The organism is Acinetobacter sp. B51(2017), from assembly GCF_003711395.1.
GTDB lineage: Bacteria > Pseudomonadota > Gammaproteobacteria > Pseudomonadales > Moraxellaceae > Acinetobacter.
Map to the genome: position 1 here is coordinate 79119 of NZ_PJRJ01000005.1, position 21821 is coordinate 100939.

The following is a 21821-nucleotide window of genomic DNA, read 5'->3' on the forward strand; positions in this document are numbered from 1 at the left end:
GTTTTAAATTGTGAAATATTATTATTTATTTTTGTGTAGTGTGATTTATTTCCTATTTTTAAAAATAACAATAACAAGTCGCTTCTATTTTAGAACTATTTAAATAATTTATTGATTTATATATTAAAAATATATAAAAAGCTGATATTTTGAGCGGTTCTTTATTTTATGATTAAAAAATTAAACAGAAATATGAATAATAAATGTATAGAGTTAGTTGTTTTTATGTAGATGCATCAAATTTAAATATACTGCGCTTGACGTTTATCAAGTCCAGTTGGGAACATTAGAACGCGGATGATCTAATGAATGTAGCTGAAAATGCTGGTTAGGCGTTTGGGGATAATCCAAACCAGCAGTGTAAATTTGAGTAAATAATGAATACAGAATTTTTTTGGGCCTATTTAGCTGAAGATACAGGCCGTTATGATGGTGTGACAGCCAATGGTTTGGTGCTGGTGCAAGGGGTGAATCCAGAGCAAGCGTGGTGGCTAAGTTTAGATGGTGGTACAACGTGGACTCAAAGCTATGGCACCAGTTTTACTTTAGCTGCGGGTCAGCATCACGTTTTGCTTAAACGTAGTGAATATGAATTGCCGTATTTACTGGGCAAGATTAGGGTTGACCAAACTGCGCCAGAGGCGCCTCAGGCACAATTTTCCAATAATGGGGAATATATCACTGGAAGCACCGAAGCTGGTGCAACGGTAAAAGTACATATCATGCGTGATGGTATGCTGGTAGAGCTTGCCTCGACGGTGGCGGGGAGCGATGGCCGCTATAGCATACGGATTCCGAGTTTAGGCAATGCTGAAACCGTACAGGTGACTGCGATAGACTCGGCCTTAAATCAATCCGAAGTGAGCTATGTAAAAGCCCCATTAATTTTAGAAAATTTGCTTGCCACAGCAGACAATCAGGCATTTTTGCACACGCAATTTTTAGCTACAGAAATTGCCAATCCATTGCAGCATAAAACTAGTTTTTCTTTGCTATCGGCAGATTTAGGGCCTGTACTAGCCGCGGATGTGGTTACTCGCGTGTTTGGTGCAGCATTACATTTTGATGTGGCAGAAAATACCCAGCGTCAATTGAGTTTAAAAGGTCAATCGGGTGGGGTGCAAGTAGGCGCCATGTATGACCTGCATATCTATAAACTAAATCAAGCGACGGGTGAATGGGTCAGTCAATATGTGGAGCGTAACTGGTTAAAAGCGGTGTTATTGGCAGGCGTATCGGGTGAATTTGAGATTCGCTTAGATGCGGGTCAATACATGATGGTATTGGGCAATGGTTTAGGGGTGAGTGCTTTGACCGGCTATACCCTAAAAACGGTGTCTGACCTAACTTTGGACTATAGCCAACCGACAGGTGCAACTGGGGAAATCACAGGTAATGTACTTCAAGACATTGATTTCAATCATGGCCTAGATGTATTGCCAGAAGGCACACGTATTTTGAGTATGCAGGTGCTCAATGAAGCGGGGAGTTTAGATCATTATTTGGTCGGTGATCAGGGCACGTATAGCGTACAAGGTTTGTATGGCGTGCTGTATATTCAATCCAATGGCAGCTACCGCTATGAAATTGATGCAGACTTCCAACTGATACATAGTGTCACTGAGGTATTTAGCTACGAAGTGGCAACCTTAAATGGTGCTCGCAGTACAGCTAATTTAAGTATTCAGATTAATGCCAGCCGCGTACCTGAAACACAAGTAGATTATCAGCTAATTTTGCAGCCCGAACCGAGCATTTATGCCGGTGAAAGCTTAGGCAAGGTGGTAGATTTTAGCATTTTAGATGTGGAACTGCTTAAACCAATTTTAGGCGCCGATGCCTTAGCCTTTAAAGGGGCGATGAGCTTTAATGTTGAAGAACAGACCTTACGTGAACTCACGTTTAAAGGTGCATCGGGTGGGATCGAAATTGGTTCTCAATATGACTTGGTGATTTATAAATTAGACCCTGCTACAGGTCATTTTATTCAGCATCATGTGGTTGAGGATTGGTTTAAAGTGATTTTATTTGGTGGTGTATCCAAACCTACCAGTTTGAGCTTTACACCAGGACAATACAGAGTGGTCTTAGCAGGCAAAACTTTGATTGGTGCGCTCAAAGGGACTGCGGTTGAAGTGCTAGAAGATGTCATTAAAGACTATAGCCAACCGCTCAGCCATACTGTGAGCAATCCTTTAAGTGGTGATTTCACTGTAGATGCAGCCGATCAAGTTTTAAAGGTTAATCAAAGTTTTATCAGTGCTGAGGGTGTGACCCAAGTACAGGGTCAATTTGGTCTGCTCAGTATTGAGCGCAGTGGCGAATATCATTACCAACCTTATAGCAGCTCTACAGCAGCATACGGTGAAATTGAAAGCTTCTCGTATTTGGTGCGTCATGCCGATGGCAGTCAACGTATCGAAGTCATCAATATCCAAATTAATAATCAACATGCCAGTGATGATGTTAATGCACTGCAATTAGATACAAGCAATAAAGTCTTTAGCCATACCGAACAGGATAAGCCACACCGTAAAGACTATAGCTATAGTTTTAAGGTAGATGCTGCAACGCAAACGGATATCACCTTATCAGCCAAAGTATTGTCACTGCTCAATAATAACCGTGAGTTAAAATATATCTTAACCAATATCACGACGGGTCAAGTGCAACAGGGCAGTGTTACAGGCAAAAATCCAAGTTTAGAGCAGTTTAAATTTACTGATTTAAGCGCAGGCGACTATGTGTTAAGTCTAAATCTAGATTCAAGCAGTGGTTTAGCTGGCACAATTACCTCGGTGAGCGTGACCCAAAACAGTCTCTATGTATCTGAGTTTGTCAGTACAGCCCCTCAGATGGTGACAGGTAATATACTCGACAATGACTTGGGTTTAAGTCATTTCACTGGCATTAGCATCGCAGATCAAAGCATTTACACGGGTGCAGGTCAGCAGAGCATGCAGGTGGCGGGTCAATACGGCAGTTTAACCCTACATATTAATGGTGATTATAGTTACCAAGCCTATGGTAATGCCTCAGGGGTTGAGCAGTTTGAATATCGCTTAAATTCAGCAGTGGGTTCGCAAAGCAAAGCGGTATTAGAAATTCATGTCGGTCAGCATATACAAGCCAGCAGTGCAGATGAAACCGTAATTGCAAGTAGCGCTCATGATCAACTGCATTTAGGTTTAGGGCAAGATACTCTAGTATTTAATTTACTCGATAATAACAGCGCCACAGGTGGCAATGGCAGCAGCATTTGGCATGATTTTCAAGCGGGTCACGTCAATCAAAATCGCAATGCCGATCAAATTGATTTAAGCCAATTGTTGCCACAGCTTGCGCCTGAGCAGCTTAGTGATTATCTGATGTTAAGTTATGATCAAGGCAGCCAAACGCTGGCTTTAAGTATTGATCGTGATGGTCAAGGCAGTCATTTTGCCGAGGAAAATCTACTTTACCTGAGCAATCAAAGCCAAGCTTTAAGCTTAGATGAGCTGCTATACAATCAGCAAATTTTATTTTAATGGAACATGCCCAAGCCAAGTGCTTGGGCATTTTCTTTGAGCATGTTAAAAATAACGCCAATATTTATTTTCATCGCTCACTGCTAAAACAAAATTAAAATAGTCATCGTTGGCCACCAATAGGCTACGTGGTGTAACTAAAAGCACTTTGAGTAAAGTCCCTTGTTCCAGATGGATGGGATGTTGTTGCCGCCGTCCTAAGGTCATGGGCAGCAAGATTTCAATCACACGTTGTTGCATCTGTAGGCTCCGTTTATGCCACCACGAGCAAGACAAAAATGGCCGAGTTACAGCAAGTTAAATGCTGATTTTTGTACCTAAGAGAGTCACAAATTGTGCAAGCCAAGCCGGATGTGCAGGCCAAGCTGGGGCTGTGACTAAGTTGCCATCGGTAACCGCTTCAGTGACGCCAATATCTGCAAAATTACCACCCGCGAGTTTAACTTCTGCGCTACAGGCAGGATAAGCCGAGCAGGTTTTACCTTGTAAGATACCTGCCGCAGCTAAAATTTGCGGGCCATGACACACTGCTGCAATGGGTTTTTGGGCTGTATTAAATTCTTGTACAATTTCAAGCACACGCGCATTTAAGCGTAAATATTCAGGCGCACGACCACCCGGAATCACCAGTCCAACATAATCTTCGCTGTTAACTTGATTAAAATCATAATTAATCGCGAAATTATGACCACGTTTTTCGCTATAAGTTTGTTCACCTTCAAAATCATGAATCGCCGTGGCTACCGTAGCTCCGACTTGCTTATCTGGGCAAACCGTATGCACTTGATAACCTAAAGCCAGTAAAAATTGAAATGGCACCATGCACTCATAGTCTTCGACATAATCACCTACCAACATTAAAATTTGTTTAGTCACGCCCGCATCCTTGATTAAAGTTTTGTTTAAATTATAAGCATATTTTTGCTAATGACGCTGACCAAAGTGACCAAAATACAACTACATAAAGTACATAAAAAAGCCGCCTATTATTTTAGAAAAGTTTTATGATGACCTCCTTAGTAAAAAATACAGAGAAATCATTGTGTTTAAGTCATTTTTTCCGCATCCCAAATGGTTTTTTTTATCCTTAATTCTATGGTTTGCCATCAATATTGCGCTGTGGTATTCGGGCGGGCACAGCTGGGGCAGTTATTTAGGCTTAAATTTAGTGGCGGATGATGCTTTACCTATTGGCGTCAGCCGTTTTTGGTCAGGCAATTTTTTATGGTTTTATCTGTGGTTTGTGCTGTCGACCAGCATTTTTGCCATGTTTTGGCGCTTAAAATCCAATAATCCTTGGCAAAAGTGGTCAGTATGGGGCTCGGCTTTTATTCTGTTTAATATTTGGTTTGGGGTACAAGTCAATGTGGTGATTAACGCATGGTATAGCCCATTTTATGATTTGATTCAAAAAATGCTGACCCAAGGTGGTGGTGATGTCAGTTTGTTATATAACGAAACCCTGACTTTTTTATACATCGCCATGGTATATGTGACCTTTGCGGTATTTAACTTATTTTTTGTCAGTCATTATATTTTCCGTTGGCGTACCGCCATGAACGACTTTTATACCGCGCATTGGCAAAAATTACGCCATATTGAAGGTGCGTCGCAGCGTATTCAAGAAGATACCATGCGTTTTGCCAAAACTATGGAAGGCTTAGGCGTAAGCCTGATTGAAGCCTTTATGGTGCTGATTGCCTTTTTACCGGTGTTATTTACCCTATCGAGCCATGTTAAAAGCTTACCCTTTGTCGGTGAAATCGCGCATGCTTTGGTTTGGGCTGCGGTGACATGGTCGGTTTTAGGTACTATTATTTTAGTGATTGTGGGCTTTAAATTGCCGGGGCTTGAGTTTAATAACCAAAAAGTTGAAGCCGCCTATCGTAAAGAATTGGTCTATGGTGAAGATTACCAAAACCGTGCCGATCCTTTAACTTTAAAAGAATTATTTAGCAAAGTACGCGTCAATTATTTCCGTTTATATTTCCATTATGCCTATTTTAACTTGGTGCGGATTTGGTATATGCAGCTCGATAATCTATTTGGCTTATTTGTGCTGTTCCCAAGTATTGCCGCAGGTACCATTACTTTAGGTTTAATGATGCAGATTTCCAATGTGTTTGGCAAAGTGCGTGAATCATTCCAATATTTAATTGCCTCATGGCCGACGATTATTGAACTACTCTCGATTTATAAGCGTTTAAAAGCCTTTGAATCAGCCCTTGATGATTAAAATGATGCCCACAATGTGTGGGCTTTTTTACATAAAGATAAAAGGCGCAAGCTGCACTTTATGCTACAACACAGCCAAATGAAAGGAACTGCATGATGAAAAAATTACTCGGTCAAATTGCATTAGCAACCAGTTTAACTTTAGGTGTGGTTGCCACCACGCAAGCAAGCAGTACAGTGGATGCTTTAAGCCAATGTTTAGTGCAATCGACCACGGCTACGGATAAAACTACTGTATTACAATGGACCTTTGCTGCGCTTGGTCAGCATCCTGATTTAAACACTATGAGCAGCGTCACCACTGCACAAAAAGAGCAATTGGATAAGAATTTAGCCCAAGTATTGCAACGTATTTTGGTTGAGCAATGTAGCAGCCAAACCAAATCCGTGATTCAAACTGATGGTTTAGAAGCAGTGGGGGAGAGTTTTCAAGAATTAGGCACCATTACCGGTAACGAAATTTTAAAAACCCCACAAGTGAAAAGTCAGCTTAATGGGGTATTGAAGCATGTGGAAATGGGTAAATTGGTGACGACGTTTTTAACGCCTGATATTTGGAATAAATTAGGCGTGATTCGTTAAGCTTAAGGTTTACTTTTGGCAAGTGATGGCTTGCCAAAAGCTGAACATTGCAAAGTATTAAGTATATTTTTCAGGGTTATTTAAAATTTCTAAGGCTGCACAGCCGTTACTGACAATCGAGTCGGCAATGGTTTCGGGAATGGCTTTATTCATCGTGATACTGCTTACGCTATTGGAATCAAGCATTTTGCCTTTGGCGTTATAGTTGACGTTTTGTTTAATGCCAAACTCGCGATTAGGGCAGTTAATTTTATATAAAATCATTTGGTAGTCGTTAATGGTCATACCGTCTTTGGTGAGGTCGTTATAGATCACGGCTTTGATCCACATTTCTAGTTCTGTGGCTGGGGTGCTTGAGCGTCTGATCGGATTAATGTGTTCAGGTGAGGCGTAATATTTTTTTTCGTCACTTTGGGTGAGTTCAAACCATTCGGCAGCGTAGATGCTGCTCAAGCTCATTAAAGTTATGCTGAGTAGGGTAAGTTTTTTAAACATGATTTAACCCTCAAATCTTTTTTGATTTTTTATTATTTTAGTCTGCTTAAAGATGAGCAGCAATGTAATTGGTCTGCTGGTCTGAGTTGCTTTGTTATAAATGAAATTATTCTCCTCCCTAGCCCTCATCCTTTCTTGCGCTTCGTTTTAAAGCAGTGCTTTAAAACTCGCTCAGGAGAGGGAACACCACGTATCAATTTGATCACATGACAAAGTCTCCCTTTTTTAAAGGTGAGAAGCAAAGCTTCGCAAGGAGAGGGATTCAGAAGTCACGCATAAAGAAAGACTTTGACAGTTGGATACGTCCTAAGTCTTCAAGTTTGGCGATAGAGGATACTTTTTGATGGGCATTGGTATTAAGTATTTGATTGTATAATAGTCATTATTGATATAGATTTTATCCAAAATATTCTTATAAATGGATAAATTTATGGCATTTTTCTTTTTTGTAGTTTGTCTGTGTTTAGGTGGAGTTGTATTTACTTTATATAAGAAAAATTAAGAGCTCCAAAACAAGCATAACAACAGTGAAATAGAGTTGAGAGCAAATCATTCAAAAATTGCTGATCTTCGAGCTCAAACAAGTAGTGATTATCGACAGATTACAGGGCTGACGAATATTAAAGAAAACTTAGAAGCGAGAGTTAAGTCGCTGGAGCGTTTTCAAGATGTAGTTGATACTATGGAGTTTATAAATCAACAAAAAGAGAAAGCCAATAATGAAATTTTTGAGCAACAAAATCTGAATAAAAAAGATTGCAACTTAAGATTAGCAAAATGTGAAGAATATAGATTGGAGATAGTTAAGTCAGCTAATAAACTATTAGAAGAAATAAAAACAAAAATTGAGAAAACAACTATCTTTCTTGAAAATCATCATCAGACTACTTTATTGAAGATTGAGAAAGAAGCTCAAGAGTTGTTAGGCGAATACTATTTATTAGCTAATGAAAAACAAGAATTGAAGAAATTAGTGCAGGCATTAGAAAATAAGATTAAAGGCTATGGTGATGAATATTTAATCCCAAATCAGACAATATTAAATGATTTAATTGATGGTTATGATCATGTGGATGCTGCACAGTACCTAAAATCTATAAGGGAAAAAGTGAAATCAGCAATTAAAGAAAATAGAGTAGCTGAATGTGATTATGTGGAAGATAATCGCAAAAATACAGCTATTGCTTTTATTACGAATGCCTTTAATGGTAAGGCAGATGCACATTTAGCCCGAATTAGACACGATAATGTAGGTAAGATTGTTGAAGCTGTAAAGGAAGATTATTTATTGCTTAATAATTACGGACAAGCTTTTAGAAATGCTCGTATTACTTCTGAATATTTAAATTTAAGGCTTGAAGAAATTAAATGGGCTGCTCTTGTACAGGAATTTAAAGTAAGGGAAAGAGAGGAACAGCGTGAAATTCGAGAAATGATTCGCGAAGAAGAAAGAGCACGTAAAGAGTATGAAAGAGCTATGAAGGAGGCTGAGAAAGATGCTTTAGCGCTTCAAAAAGCGTATGAGAAAGCAAGAAAAGAGTTTGAGTTAGCATCTGACGATCAAAAACTAAAATATGATGAGAAGTTGAAAGAACTTACTGAAAAATTAAAAGTCGCAGAAGAAAAATCTCAGCGTGCGATTTCGATGGCACAACAAACTAGAGCTGGTCATGTATATATAATTTCAAACATTGGCTCTTTTGGCGAAGATGTTTTAAAGCTTGGAATGACGCGAAGACTTGAGCCGATGGATCGTATACGTGAACTAGGTGATGCTTCAGTTCCATTCACATTTGATGTTCATGCGATGATTTATAGTGATGATGCCCCAACACTTGAAAGGAAGCTTCACCATTACTTTAATCATCAGAGGGTGAACAAAGTAAACTACAGAAAAGAATTTTTTAGAGTGGGCTTAAATGAAGTGAAAGAGTTTTTGGAGTCTGAAAATATATCTGCAAAGTTCACTTTAAAAGCAGAAGCATTACAATATAGAGAATCTCTCAGAATTGAAGCCTTACCTGATGATGAGCAACGAGAATTAGAAGATCGAATTGAAAAGATTGAATTGAATAACCCAATCGAAATCGAACTAGAAGAGGGGTAAAAGAAAAACCCGCTTTCGCGGGTTTCTTTTTCAAAATTAATCAGATTAACCAATCAATTTCTTCATCAATTCATTTACTTGCGCAGGGTTGGCTTTACCTTTCGCTGCTTTCATCACTTGACCAACAAGACCGTTAAAGGCTTTTTCTTTACCAGATTTATACTCTTCAACCATCTTCTCGTTAGCAGCAAGCACGTCTTTAATAATCGCTTCAATTGCGCCTGTATCAGTTTCCTGTTTCAAGCCTTTTTCCGCAATAATCTCGTCCGCAGTTTTGCCTTCTTCCCACATAAAGCCGAAGACTTGTTTTGCAATCTTACCGTTAATCGTGTTATCCACAATACGTGCAATCATGCCACCCAATTTTTCAGCAGATACAGGAGAATCAGACAATTCTAAGCCTGCTTTATTTAAAGCACCTGAGAATTCACCCATCACCCAGTTAGCCGCAATCTTACCTTGTGCAGCACCGCCCGCAGCCTTAACCACTTCTTCGTAGAACTCTGACATTTCACGCGTAAGCGTTAAAACGTGCGCATCGTATTCAGTTACACCAAAGTCCGCTACGAAACGTGCACGACGTGCAGCAGGCAGCTCAGGAAGGGCAGCGCGTGCCGCTTCAATTTGCTCGTCTGCAATGATCACAGGTAAAAGATCAGGGTCAGGGAAGTAGCGGTAATCGTTCGCTTCTTCTTTTGAACGCATAGAACGCGTTTCCATCTTCACAGGGTCGAACAAACGGGTTTCTTGGTCGATGGTGCCGTCCCATTCCAAGATTTCCATTTGACGTTCAATTTCAACATTGATCGCTTGTTCAATGAAACGGAATGAGTTGAGGTTTTTCAATTCACAACGTGTACCAAATGGTTGACCCGGACGACGTAAAGACACGTTACAGTCGGCACGGAATGAACCTTCTGCCATGTTACCGTCAGAAATACCTAACCAACGCACAAGTGTGTGGATTGCTTTAATGTAGGCAACGGCTTCTTCAACCGAACGCATATCCGGCTCAGATACGATTTCTAAAAGCGGTGTACCTGCACGGTTTAAATCGATACCTGACATGCCTTCGAATTGGTCATGGATTGATTTACCTGCATCTTCCTCAAGGTGAGCACGGGTTACGCCAATGCGTTTTACTGTGCCATCTTCAAGTTGGATGTCGATATGACCCAAGCCCACAATTGGGTTGTCCATTTGGCTAATTTGGTAGCCTTTAGGCGAGTCAGGGTAGAAATAGTTTTTACGTGCAAATACAGACGCTTGGTCGATGTAAGCATCAATACCTAAACCAAAGCGAATCGCAAGATCAACCACTTCTTTGTTGAGTACAGGTAATACGCCCGGCATTGCAAGGTCAACAAGGCTGGCTTGCGTGTTTGGATCATTACCAAAAACAGTCGATGAACCTGAGAAAATTTTGGTGTTGGTGGCAAGCTGAGTGTGAATCTCAATACCAATAACCACTTCCCAACCGTCAATTAAGTTTGACTTTGGTTTTGCAGTGTTCTTCGCCATTATGCGTTCTCCTCAGCAATTGCAGCGCGTTTTGTATGCCAATCGGTTGCTTGTTGATACTGATGTACCACAGACAACAATTGCGATTCTGACCAGTAGTTACCAATCAGCTGTAAGCCAACCGGTAAGTTGTTTGCGTCAAAACCAACAGGCGCGTTAATGGCAGGTAAACCTGCAAGGTTCACCGCGATGGTGTAAATGTCACCTAAGTACATTTCAACAGGTGACAGGTTTGCACCAATCTTATATGCCGTGGTTGGTGCAGCAGGTGCAGCAATGACATCAACTGATTCAAATGCTTTTAAGAAATCTTGTTGGATTAAACGACGTACTTTTTGCGCTTTTACATAGTACGCATCGTAGTAACCCGCAGACAGCGCATAAGTACCAATCAAGATACGTTGCTGAACTTCTTTACCAAAACCTTCTGAACGAGAGCGTTTGTAAAGATCCATTAAGTCGACTGGATTTTCAGCGCGGTAACCGTAACGCACGCCGTCATAACGTGAAAGGTTTGACGATGCTTCAGCAGGTGCGATTAAGTAATACGTTGGCACGTAGCTTTCCGTCATGTTGAGATCAATCTCAACCAACGTTGCGCCCATTTCTTCTAACTTTTTCAGTGATTCTTCAACACGCGCTTTTACGTCAGCGTCTAAGCCTTCTACGTTAAAGTACTGTTTTGGAATACCAATGCGTAAGCCTTTCACCGATGTGCCGTTGAGGTTCGCTACGTAGTCATCAACTTCTTTGTCTACAGAGGTTGAGTCTTTGGCGTCATGACCTGCCATCACGTTCATGAGGTACGCACAGTCTTCAGCCGAACGCGCCATTGGGCCACCTTGGTCTAAAGATGAGGCATAGGCGATCATACCAAAACGTGATACACGACCATAGGTTGGTTTAAGACCAGTCAAACCACAGAAAGATGCAGGCTGACGGATTGAACCACCCGTATCTGTACCTGTTGCAAATGGAGCAAGGTCAGCCGCTACAGCCGCCGCAGAACCACCTGAAGAACCACCCGGAACATGGTTTAAGTTCCATGGGTTTGCCGTTGCGCCGTAGAATGAGTTTTCTGAGGTCGAACCCATGGCAAACTCGTCCATGTTGACTTTACCTAAAGTCACAAGACCGGCTGTTTTAGCTTTGGCAACTACAGTCGCATCGTAAGGCGAGATGAAGTTATCGAGCATTTTAGAACCGGCAGTGGTTTTAATGCCTTGGGTACAGAAAATATCTTTATGCGCAATCGGTACACCAGTCAGTACGCTTGCGCCGCCCGCTTGACGCAGTGCATCCGCTGCGTCTGCTTGAGCCAATGCTTGCTCAGCAGTCACGGTAATATACGATTTCACTTGTGCATCGATTTTTTCAATGCGTTTTAAATAATGTTCGGTAATTTCGCGTGATGAAAACTGAGCATTGGCTAAACCTTCAGTCAGTTCACGAATCGATAAACGATGTAAATCAGTCATGAGAGAAAAATCTTCACTAAAATATAAGAAAAAGCTTTAGATGAATAAATATTATTCAATTACGCGTGGTACAAGGTACAGACCTGCTTCTACAGCAGGGGCAACAGCTTGATATTCTTCACGATGATTGCTTTCAGAAACTTCATCAACGCGTAGGGGTTGCGGATTGTCAAATGGGCTTTTTAGTGGCTCAACACCATCGGTATTGATCTCTTTGAGTGATTCCATCATGCCTAAAATTTTATTTAAACTTTGAGCATATTCAGCAGATTGCGTATCATTAAGCGATAATCTTGCGAGATGGGCAATTGCTGAAACTGTTTGTGCATTTAAATCTGCAGAATGCTGAGCATCCGATGTCGACATAACATCACCTCATCAGTATTAAAAATTTTCAAAATATCGTGCGTTATAATAAGCGATTGACTTGTTCAAAGCATCACATTTAGTTAAAGTTGCCCACTTGCGTCCACATAAAGTTTAATTGAGAACGTCCCCGTGATTCTAAAACGACTAATTGGCTTGTTTTCGCCTGATCTGGCCATTGACTTAGGTACAGCGAATACCCTTATTTATGCACCAGGACGCGGCATTATCTTAAATGAACCAACCGTCGTGGCGATTCGTCACAGTGGTTCACAAAAAATTGTTGCCGCCGTAGGTCTTGATGCGAAACAAATGCTTGGTCGTACTCCTGCAAACATCTCAGCCATCCGTCCAATGAAAGACGGTGTGATTGCTGACTTTGAAGTAACCGAGACCATGCTCAACCAATTTATTGGTAAAGTGCATGAAAAGCGTTTATTCCCACCTGCGCCACGTGTCGTGGTGTGTGTACCGTGTAAATCAACCTTAGTTGAGCGCCGTGCGATTCGTGAAGCGGTATTTAACGCAGGTGCACGTGATGTACGCTTAATTGAAGAACCAATGGCTGCGGCAATTGGCGCTGGTATGCCGGTTGAGCAAGCATGTGGTTCAATGGTCGTGGATGTCGGTGGTGGTACAACTGAAATCGCGATTATTTCACTGCAAGGTTGTGTATATGCTGACTCGCTGCGTATTGGTGGTGATGTGTTTGATGAACAGATCATTAACTATGTACGTAAGGCACATGGCTGCGTGATTGGTGAAACCACTGCAGAAACCATTAAAAAAGAAGTTGGTATGGCATTGCCTGATGAAGGCGCGAAAGAACTTGAAATTGAAGTGCGTGGTCGTAATTTGGCCGAAGGTGTGCCGCGTGCGATTAAAGTCACTTCAACTGAAGTCACTCAAGCGATTGCTGATCCGTTACAAAGCATTGTGTCTGCAGTAAAATCAGCACTTGAACAAACTCCACCGGAATTGTCATCAGATATCGCCGAGCGCGGTATTGTGTTAACGGGTGGTGGTGCATTACTACGTAACCTCGACAAGATGTTGGCACAAGAAACCGGCTTGCCTGTGGTTGTAGCAGAAGATCCACTGACGTGTGTTACGCGTGGTGGTGGTAAAGTGCTTGAGTTCTTTGATAACCCAAATCACGATATGTTATTCGTTGGCTAAAAGGATCTAGGCGGTGCAAGCAAATCTGTTTTCCAGACAGCCGCCATCTTTTCGCTCATTGATCATTGCGGTCATCACATGTTTGGTTGTGCTGTTTTTAAACTGGCGCGTTCCACATGTGATTCAGCCCGCAAGAGATGTCTTGTATGCGGCATATAATCCGATATATGCCTTAGCAAGTTATCCCGTGTTATCGCGAGAGTGGCTCACTCAACAAACCAAGTCTGAAGCACAATTGCGTCGTGAAAATACTGCGATGCAGGCGGAGCTATTACAGGCGCAAGTCCGTTTGCAAAAATTATCTGAACTTTCAGCAGAAAATACCCGTTTACGCGGCTTGATCGATACACCATTGATTATTGATGGTCGTATGGAAATTGCCGAAGTGATTGGCACAGATGCCGACCCATTGCGACATATCATTGTCATTAACCGTGGTTCAAGCAGCGAGTTAAAAGTCGGACAAACGGTACTCGATGATAAAGGTATTATGGGGCAAGTGGTGGCGGTGTATCCGCATAGTAGCCGTGTCATGTTGCTGTCGGACAAAGAACACTCTTTATCGGTACGTTTAGAACGTAGCGGTATTCGTGCCATTGTCAGTGGTAAAGGCGATTTAGCTCAACTTAAAATGGAATATGTGCCGACCAGTGCCGATGTCAAAGTGGGTGAAAAAGTCTATAGCTCAGGTTTAGGTGCGCATTTCCCTGCCGGTTATTTAGTTGGTATGGTACAAAAAGTTAGCCGCCATAACAGCGGTGAATTTGCTCAAATTGATATTAAACCCGCAGCTCAGCTTGGCGGCGGTCAGCACGTTGTGGTTTTATTCTCAGACTCATTGGCGATGGAGCAACCGCATGTCGCTCAATAGATTAAATCGCAAGACCAATCAAGATCCCTTAATTGCCATTGTGATGTCGGTGATTGTGGCATCGGTATTAATTGTTTATCCATTATCCTATAGTGCCTCAGGTTGGCGACCAGAATATATGTTGCTGGTGGTGATGTTTTGGGTGATTTGTCAGCCGACATGGTGTGGGGTATGGTTTGCATTTGCAACAGGCATGTTTTTAGATTTACTGGTCGGGGCACCGCTGGGGCTGAATGCCTTAAGCTTTGTGATTGTGAGCTTTGTGACACGGTTTTTAATTCGTGAAAAACGGATTTTAACCTTTTTACATATTTGGATCATTATCAGCTTGGCCACCACCGCGCATTTATTATTGCAGTGGTTTATGCAGGTCATGGGCGGACTTGATTTTGCTTTAGCCCGACATTGGCAACCTTTACTCAGCAGCATTGCGGTATTTCCGCTGCTATATTTTATGTTAAAACGATGGCGCATCTAATTTTAGCTTCGAGTTCGCCGCGGCGTCGTGAGTTATTAAGCCAACTAGGCTTAAGCTTTGATATCTACAGCCCCAATATTGATGAGTCAGTCAAGCTTGGGGAAGAGGTCAGTGCCTATGTCGAGCGTTTGGCATGTGCCAAAGCTGAAGCTGTTTTAGCACAGTTTCCTGACGCTATCGTCATTGCCGCCGACACTTCGCTTGGCGTAGATGGACAGATCTTAGGAAAACCTAAATCTAAAGCCCATGCTTTTGCCATGTGGCAGATGATCTCTAATCGCAAACATGATGTTTTTTCAGGTGTTTGCGTGCGTACAAAACAACAAATTTCCAGTATAGTGGTACGTACTCAAGTTGAATTTCAAAATTTAACGCTCAAAGATATGGAAGATTATTGGGCAACAGTGGAACCCCTTGGTAAAGCCGGTGGTTATGCGATTCAAGGCATAGCAGCGCGTTATATTCCAAGCATACATGGTAGCTATAGCAATGTAGTGGGTTTACCTTTACATGAAACAGTACAGTTATTAACAGCGTTTAAGGCATTAAATTAAACGCTGCGCAAAAAGAATTTTTATAATGTTTTGAGTTTTATTATGTCTGACGAATTATTAATTAACGTCACCCCGATGGAATGTCGGGTGGCGTTAATTGAAAATGGTACCGTCAACGAATTGTTCGTTGAGCGTACCGCCAAACGTGGTTTGGTCGGCAATATTTATAAAGGCAAAGTGGTTCGGGTTTTGCCAGGGATGCAAGCTGCTTTTGTCGATATTGGTTTATCACGTACAGCATTTTTACATATTAATGACATGGTGTGGCCACGTCATCAGCCTACCCCAAATGTCTTCGAACTGTTGCAACCTGGACAAATCCTGACCGTACAAGTCATGAAAGATATGCTGGGGACTAAAGGCGCACGCCTATCAACGGACCTGTCTATTCCTTCGCGTTATTTAGTCTTGATGCCCTATGGTAGTCATACCGGTGTATCACAGCGTATTGAAGCTGAAGAAGAGCGTAATCGCCTGCGCAGTATTATTGAGAATATTCAAGCCGAGCATAAACTCCCAGGTTCGGTGATTGTACGTACTGCAGCCGAAGGCGTGTGTGAAGCAGAAATTGCGCAAGATATGGCCTATTTGGCCAAGCTTTGGGAATACATTCAGCGTAAACAAAAAAGCATTGCAGTACCGTCATTAATTTTTGAAGAGTTGCCACTACCGCAGCGTATTATTCGTGATTTAGCCAACGAAAAAACAGCCAAAATCTATGTTGATTCACGCGAAATACACGGCAAATTACAAGAGTTTGTGGCTGAGTTTGTGCCGATGATGCAAGATCGTTTATTGCATTACCCAGGTGAATGTCCAATCTTTGATTTATATAACGTCGAAGAAGATATTCAAAAGGCACTGCAAACGCGTGTAGCGCTTAAATCGGGTGGTTATCTGATGATTGACCAAACCGAAGCCATGACCACCATTGACGTCAATACTGGCTCTTACGTGGGTGGACGCAGTTTAGAAGATACTGTGTTTAAGACCAATATGGAAGCCACACAGGTGATTGCCCGTCAGTTACGCCTGCGAAACTTAGGCGGCATCATCATTATCGACTTTATTGATATGCAAGAAGCTCAACACCGTGAAGAAGTGATGAGCCAGTTTGAGCAGATGCTAGAACGTGATCATGCCAAAACCAAAATTACCCAAGTGTCAGAATTGGGTTTGGTGGAAATGACGCGTAAACGTACCCGTGAATCTTTAGAGCACTTATTATGTGAATCTTGCCCAACCTGTCAGGGACGTGGTTACATCAAAACTGCCGAGTCAGTGTGTTACGAAATCTTTCGAGAGATTCTGCGTTACACCCGCGCATTTAGCTCACAGACTGGCTTTACTGTCGTAGCGCATCCTTCGGTGATTGATCGCTTACTCACCATTGAAGCGCCAGCAGTGGCGGATTTAGAGCATTTCATTAATCGCGTCATTAAATTCCAAGTCGAAAATTTATATACGCAAGAGCAATACGATATCATTTTAAACTAAAATTGTAACAGGATATCGTTAAACACTTGTTACATCTGAGATTTTACTTTTTTCCTGTTCTTGCTCAATATGACAGTACAAGCTAGCCAAGACCGAGATGTCAAAATAACGGTCGAGCAAAAGAGGTCAGTATGGGAATGAGTAAAGTGATTATGCAAGCCAGTGTTCAACATCATCCAAGCCAGCATAAAAATACCCACCATGCCTACATGGTGGATGATCAAGGCAAAGAAGTACAAATTACCAGTGCTATGGTACGCACAGTGTGTCATCAGTTATTGCAACAATGTGGAATGATTAAAAATTAAGGGGCTAAAATTAGCCCCTTAATTTTGCAAATTTATTGGCAATTTCTACCAATGCTTAACTGACTGCTTGTAAGGGCACATCATTTAAGGGAGTGGTGCTTGGATTTTGAATGAGTGCCTCAAAGCGTGCAATTTCATCTTCTAACAGCCCCAATAAATTTTGCATTTTTGGCACTGCATTACGGCAGGCCGTTAAGCCAACCTCTAACTTACCCATATAGCTGGTCATGGTAATATTTAATGCTTGACCATCTAATACAATTGAAGCTGGATAAATTGCGTCTAAACGTGCGCCATTCCAATACAATGCTTCTGTTGGGCCCGGTAAATTTGAAATTACTAAGTTAAAGGCTTGGCGTTTAGGTAATAACCCCGACACAATATTTAAACCCGCAGGGCTATAGACGCAAGCACTATAACTTAAAATCTGATCGCTACTCATGCGTTTAAAGCGTTGCTTAGCATTCATGACACTGCGACGAATGGTATTTAAGCGTGCCAATGGGTCAGTTTGATGGGTAGCTAAATTGGCTAAAATCATGGTAATACGATTAGAAGTATCAGAATCATCATTACGTACCGATACTGGCACCATGGCAATCATAGGCTTAACAGGTAGCGCATCTTGACTGACTAGATACTCACGTAAAGCACCAGAACAAATCGCTAATATCACATCATTGAGCGTGACATTGAGGGCTTTGGCAATTTCACGCAGACGGTCGAGTTCAAAAGATTGTGCGGCAAAGCGACGCGAAGCACTGACGCGTTGATTAAAAATGGTGGTCGGGGCTTGGAAGCTAGAGACATAATCGGGATGATTGTTTTTCTTATCTTTAAAAGCTGAGAGCAATTCTGCCATGACCTTTGGCGTGGCTTTACATTGTCCTTGTAGGATATTGGCGAATTTTTTAATTTTACTGCTGGGTGCTTCTGGATTTTTTAAGCGTTTGGCACGACGACTTTCGACACACCACGGTGCAATGATGCCTTTGGTGGCAGGGTCATGGGCAAAAGATTTTTCTAGTAAACGCATACCTGCGACGCCATCGGTCATGGCATGGTGGATTTTAAAGTACATGGCAAAACGATTGCCTTCGATGCCCTCAATGATATGACAAGTCCACAGCGGTTTGGCACGATCAATCAGGCTGCTATGTTCTTGTGAAATATATGCCAGTAGCTCACGAATACGCCCTGGATGTGGCAGGGCAATATGACGAAAATGGTGTTCTAAATCAAACTCAGCATCATCATCCCAAAATAAGCCATTGAGTTTATTGGTAAAAGGTGGCACAGGAATACTTTTTTCATGACGAATATCTGCAACTAAATCTTGGATAAAGGTCGATGGCGCATCTTCTGGAATTTGAAATAGAAATAAGCCAGCAACGTGCATGGGTTGTTGACGTTTTTCCAAAGACAAAAACAGTAGATCGATTGGATGTAAAGGGCGCATATCCGGTTGCCTCGTATTTTTAAATTACTTTTTAGAGTTATTGCGTGTTCTAAATTAAATTATATAAGTGATTGTAATTAAAACAAATGATTTATGAGTTTTTCTGAAAAAAAAGCCACTGCAAGCAGTGGCACAGACTTTATTTAAGGTTGCCCGCGTGTAAACCACACTCTTTATGCGTGGCTTCCTCCCACCACCAGCGACCTTCACGTTCATGTTGATTTGGCAACACTGCACGCGTGCACGGTTCACAACCAATTGAAATAAAACCTTTTTCATGTAATGGGTTATAAGGTACTTCCATTAAACGAATATAATTCCATACATCTTGGCTTGACCAATTGGCTAGCGGATTATACTTAATGAGTTGTTTGCCTGGGCCTGAAAAACCAGCGTCGGCTTGGATCACTGGAATTTCATGACGTGTACCTGGGCTTTGGTCACGACGTTGACCGGTAATCCAACCATCTAAAGTGGCTAATTTTTTACGTAAAGGTTGAACCTTACGGATGCCACAGCATTCTTTATGATCATCTTTATAGAAACTGAATAAACCTTTTTCAGTGACAAGTTGCTGTACCGCTTCATGTTCTGGGAAACAAATTTCGATGTTAATCCCATAATGCTGACGTACTTGCTCAATAAATTGGTAGGTTTCTGGGTGTAAACGCCCCGTATCTAAACTAAATACGCGAAAAGGCTTGCCTAAATTGGCAGCCATATCAATCAGTACCACATCTTCTGCACCCGAAAAAGAAATGGCGATGTCACCTTGTTGGCTTAAAGCCAGTGCCATAATTTCAAGAGGTGATTTTTCTGCATATTCGGCCGCAAGGGCATCAACTAAATCAATCGTGGGGATAGTTGTCATGAGCGTTCCTGGCAAATAGGCTTGGACAGTTCAAAACCTATATAACTTGATTAGTGAAATATTCTAATGCAATTGAATTTATCTGCTTAGCACTAAAAATGCGATGGTTATGAAATAAATAGATTTAAAAATTAACCAAAGGCAGCGTACTTTTTCGCTACCATACCCAAAACTTAAACTTGAATACAGGAAAGACAGCGTGGAAGTGGTGTGTTTGGATCTTGAAGGGGTGTTAGTACCAGAGATTTGGATCAATTTTGCCGAGCAAACAGGCATTCCAGCATTTGCTGCAACAACGCGTGATATTGCCGATTATGATGTATTGATGCAACAGCGCTTAACTTTACTTAAACAACATGGGTTTAGCTTGCATGATGTACAGGCAGTCATTGCCAAGATGCAGCCTTTTGCGGGTGCGAAAGCATTTTTAGATTGGCTGCGTCTGCATTTTCAAGTGATTATTTTATCGGATACTTTTTATGAATTTGCCCAACCTTTAATGCAGCAACTGGGTTCACCAACCTTATTTTGCCATCAATTAATAGTCGATGAGCAGGGTAAAGTTGTAGATTATAAGTTACGTCAGGCAGACCAAAAGACCCAAGCGGTAAAGGCACTACATGATTTGAATTTTCGCGTGATTGCAGCAGGGGATTCGTACAATGATATTGGTATGCTGACAGAAGCTGAGGTTGGCTTTTTATTTGAAGCACCAGCGCATGTGATTGAGCAGTTTCCGCAATTTCCAGCTATTCAGGGTTTTAGTGCATTAAAGCAAGCTATTTGTCAGGCATCAAAACGGCAGATTGATGGCGAGGGCTAGACAGAAAACTAAAAAAAGGGGCGCTTGGCGCCCCGTGCTGATTAAAAACGTTGCGCGATTTTAAGACCATAGGCCATAGCATCATTATTGCTAAAACGACCTGCTGGCGTGTGTGCACCGGTTTGTGCATCGGCATCACCAAGCCATAAATACTTAGCACCAAAAGAAATTTCGCTACCTGGTTGTGGGGTATAACGTGCGCCTAAGCCAACATTCCAATAACCCTCAGTAGGCCCTAAAGTAGACACTGGATTGCCTGCACCTGAATCCCAGCCGACAGACAATGTTCCGCCCCATTTTGGATTGAGTTTACGCCCAACGCCTAAATTTGCTGACCATTGATCTTTAGAATAATCGACTAAGTTAAAGCCATTCGCTTGATTGACTAAGCCTAAACCGCCTACCACTTGTGACAATAAGCCAAACTTATGCGGTTGAATAGCAAATTTTGACCATTCTACCCAGCGTACATTGCCAAATAACACCGTATCTGTCATGACGCCAGTTTGGAAATCTAAATTAACTGACTGTGGCGTGGTAATTTTGGTGTCGGCTTGTGAGGCATTAATGGCAGCAGCTTGTGCTTCTAAACCCAACAGGGCAGAAGCGGGTAACAACATGCCAATATTTTCGCGAACGTTGACTTCGTGTTCAATTTCAGAACGATACGTCAAAGACGCTTTGAGTGCGACCTCTGGAATTTCATAGGCAACCCCAGCCAACCAACCAAAGGCATGATTTTCGCCAATGTCGGCATCATAGCCATTGTATAGACTATAGGTAGTACCACGTAATGCGACTTTACCTTTTACAGTTTGATAGACACCACCACCGTAAATATTCCAGTTTTCAGTCGGTTGGACGCCCATCACAAAGGCCAAGTTTTGCGTATCGACATCAACAGTTGTCCCACCTGTGACATTGTTATTTAAATAACTATTGACGTTATTTAAACCTTCTTGAATTTTCGCTTCGACTTGGCGGCGCACAATGCGCTGAATAGGTGCAGCCAATTGATCAAAGGTGGCGCCTTCACCTAAAATTTGCTGAGCGCCTTGATCTAATAAGCCTGGCATACGACGCTCAATAATGGCATCCGTAGTGGCAGTTGGTAACAAGGTATCATTTGGGCGAGCCACAAAGGCATTGTCACCGCTATAGGCAGCTGCTGCGCCAAACGGTTGATCGTACATCAAACCAAATGAAATATGCTCGGTGGCTTGGACTTTTAAAACCGCACTTGGGAAATAATAATCTTCGCCCATGTCACCAGTTTTATTGCCTTCTAAATCTACCCCAGACACTTTGGGGTCTAAGATATTTATTCCCGCTTCAAAATAATTCCCCGGTTGTAAAAAGCCTTGCATTGATTGACCTGAACGATCTAAGGCTGCGGCAAATACTGAAACGCTTGGTAGACAAGTCAGCATTAAAGCACTGGCTAAGGTGGTTAATTTCATGGTTTCCATC

20 protein-coding genes are annotated in these 21821 nt (G+C 41.9%); 11 read left to right on the forward strand and 9 right to left on the reverse strand.

Annotated features, from left to right (window positions below; translation table 11 throughout):
- Window positions 1-377 precede the first annotated feature (377 nt).
- Complete coding sequence (locus CYK47_RS04025) at window positions 378-3527, forward strand: BapA/Bap/LapF family large adhesin (RefSeq protein WP_122899154.1); 3150 nt, start codon at window positions 378-380, stop codon at window positions 3525-3527.
- A 45-nt stretch (window positions 3528-3572) separates the two neighbouring features.
- On the opposite strand, the gene CYK47_RS04030 is transcribed toward CYK47_RS04025, so the two are convergent.
- Window positions 3573-3767: a hypothetical protein gene (locus CYK47_RS04030; RefSeq protein WP_122899156.1), complete on the reverse strand. Its 195-nt coding sequence runs from the start codon at window positions 3765-3767 to the stop codon at window positions 3573-3575.
- A 57-nt stretch (window positions 3768-3824) separates the two neighbouring features.
- A complete protein-coding gene (locus tag CYK47_RS04035) occupies window positions 3825-4403 on the reverse strand; it encodes a DJ-1/PfpI family protein (RefSeq protein ID WP_122899158.1) in 579 nt (192 codons plus the stop codon).
- A 166-nt stretch (window positions 4404-4569) separates the two neighbouring features.
- Here CYK47_RS04035 and sbmA point away from each other — a divergent pair, with 166 nt between their 5' ends.
- Complete coding sequence (gene sbmA / locus CYK47_RS04040; RefSeq protein WP_122899160.1) at window positions 4570-5763, forward strand: peptide antibiotic transporter SbmA; 1194 nt, start codon at window positions 4570-4572, stop codon at window positions 5761-5763.
- A gap of 92 nt (window positions 5764-5855) precedes the next feature.
- Window positions 5856-6344 carry a hypothetical protein gene (locus tag CYK47_RS04045; protein WP_122899162.1) on the forward strand — a complete coding sequence of 163 codons (489 nt, stop codon included), beginning with the start codon at window positions 5856-5858 and terminating at the stop codon, window positions 6342-6344.
- 57 nt (window positions 6345-6401) lie between these two features.
- Here the strand turns inward: CYK47_RS04045 and CYK47_RS04050 are convergent, their stop codons facing one another.
- A complete protein-coding gene (locus CYK47_RS04050; protein ID WP_164709143.1) occupies window positions 6402-6839 on the reverse strand; it encodes a hypothetical protein in 438 nt (145 codons plus the stop codon).
- Window positions 6840-7377: 538 nt separating this feature from the next.
- Here CYK47_RS04050 and CYK47_RS04055 point away from each other — a divergent pair.
- Window positions 7378-8946, forward strand: a complete 1569-nt coding sequence (locus CYK47_RS04055) for an SNIPE associated domain-containing protein (protein ID WP_122899166.1) — start codon at window positions 7378-7380, stop codon at window positions 8944-8946.
- A 45-nt stretch (window positions 8947-8991) separates the two neighbouring features.
- Here the strand turns inward: CYK47_RS04055 and gatB are convergent, their stop codons facing one another.
- From gatB to gatC, 3 genes are read right to left on the reverse strand one after another with little or no spacing between them, the layout of a single operon-like run.
- Window positions 8992-10467, reverse strand: a complete 1476-nt coding sequence (gatB, locus tag CYK47_RS04060; RefSeq protein WP_122899168.1) for an Asp-tRNA(Asn)/Glu-tRNA(Gln) amidotransferase subunit GatB — start codon at window positions 10465-10467, stop codon at window positions 8992-8994.
- Window positions 10467-11945 carry an Asp-tRNA(Asn)/Glu-tRNA(Gln) amidotransferase subunit GatA gene (gatA, locus tag CYK47_RS04065; protein WP_122899169.1) on the reverse strand — a complete coding sequence of 493 codons (1479 nt, stop codon included), beginning with the start codon at window positions 11943-11945 and terminating at the stop codon, window positions 10467-10469. The genes gatB and gatA overlap by 1 nt, the downstream gene beginning before the upstream one ends.
- 51 nt (window positions 11946-11996) lie before the next feature.
- A complete protein-coding gene (gene gatC / locus CYK47_RS04070; protein WP_122899171.1) occupies window positions 11997-12311 on the reverse strand; it encodes an Asp-tRNA(Asn)/Glu-tRNA(Gln) amidotransferase subunit GatC in 315 nt (104 codons plus the stop codon).
- A gap of 132 nt (window positions 12312-12443) precedes the next feature.
- Here gatC and CYK47_RS04075 point away from each other — a divergent pair, with 132 nt between their 5' ends.
- The 6 genes from CYK47_RS04075 to CYK47_RS15435 all read left to right on the forward strand — a co-directional run bounded on the left by CYK47_RS04075 (window position 12444) and on the right by CYK47_RS15435 (window position 17198).
- On the forward strand, window positions 12444-13490 hold the full coding sequence (locus CYK47_RS04075; protein ID WP_122899173.1) for a rod shape-determining protein: 1047 nt from the start codon (window positions 12444-12446) through the stop codon (window positions 13488-13490).
- Between the two features lie 13 nt (window positions 13491-13503).
- The gene (gene mreC / locus CYK47_RS04080; protein ID WP_122899175.1) at window positions 13504-14361 is read left to right on the forward strand and encodes a rod shape-determining protein MreC; all 858 of its coding nucleotides are present in this window, start codon (window positions 13504-13506) and stop codon (window positions 14359-14361) included.
- On the forward strand, window positions 14348-14839 hold the full coding sequence (gene mreD / locus CYK47_RS04085; protein ID WP_122899177.1) for a rod shape-determining protein MreD: 492 nt from the start codon (window positions 14348-14350) through the stop codon (window positions 14837-14839). Before mreC ends, mreD begins: the two co-directional genes overlap by 14 nt.
- Window positions 14827-15393, forward strand: coding sequence for a Maf family nucleotide pyrophosphatase (locus tag CYK47_RS04090; RefSeq protein ID WP_122899178.1), 567 nt, complete (start codon window positions 14827-14829; stop codon window positions 15391-15393). The genes mreD and CYK47_RS04090 overlap by 13 nt, the downstream gene beginning before the upstream one ends.
- Window positions 15394-15435: 42 nt before the next feature.
- Window positions 15436-16890: a ribonuclease G gene (gene rng / locus CYK47_RS04095; protein ID WP_122899180.1), complete on the forward strand. Its 1455-nt coding sequence runs from the start codon at window positions 15436-15438 to the stop codon at window positions 16888-16890.
- Window positions 16891-17021: 131 nt separating this feature from the next.
- The gene (locus tag CYK47_RS15435) at window positions 17022-17198 is read left to right on the forward strand and encodes a PA1571 family protein (RefSeq protein WP_164709144.1); all 177 of its coding nucleotides are present in this window, start codon (window positions 17022-17024) and stop codon (window positions 17196-17198) included.
- 55 nt (window positions 17199-17253) lie between these two features.
- Here CYK47_RS15435 and CYK47_RS04100 read toward each other — a convergent pair whose 3' ends face one another.
- Together CYK47_RS04100 and CYK47_RS04105 are read right to left on the reverse strand one after the other, a co-directional pair.
- Complete coding sequence (locus CYK47_RS04100) at window positions 17254-18657, reverse strand: WS/DGAT/MGAT family O-acyltransferase (protein ID WP_122899182.1); 1404 nt, start codon at window positions 18655-18657, stop codon at window positions 17254-17256.
- A gap of 139 nt (window positions 18658-18796) precedes the next feature.
- Window positions 18797-19528: a phosphoadenylyl-sulfate reductase gene (locus CYK47_RS04105; protein WP_122899184.1), complete on the reverse strand. Its 732-nt coding sequence runs from the start codon at window positions 19526-19528 to the stop codon at window positions 18797-18799.
- 199 nt (window positions 19529-19727) lie between these two features.
- On the opposite strand from CYK47_RS04105, the gene thrH reads away from it, so the two are divergent.
- Window positions 19728-20351, forward strand: a complete 624-nt coding sequence (gene thrH / locus CYK47_RS04110; RefSeq protein WP_122899187.1) for a bifunctional phosphoserine phosphatase/homoserine phosphotransferase ThrH — start codon at window positions 19728-19730, stop codon at window positions 20349-20351.
- Between the two features lie 41 nt (window positions 20352-20392).
- On the opposite strand, the gene CYK47_RS04115 is transcribed toward thrH, so the two are convergent.
- Window positions 20393-21811: an outer membrane protein transport protein gene (locus CYK47_RS04115; protein WP_122899189.1), complete on the reverse strand. Its 1419-nt coding sequence runs from the start codon at window positions 21809-21811 to the stop codon at window positions 20393-20395.
- Window positions 21812-21821: the final 10 nt, after the last annotated feature.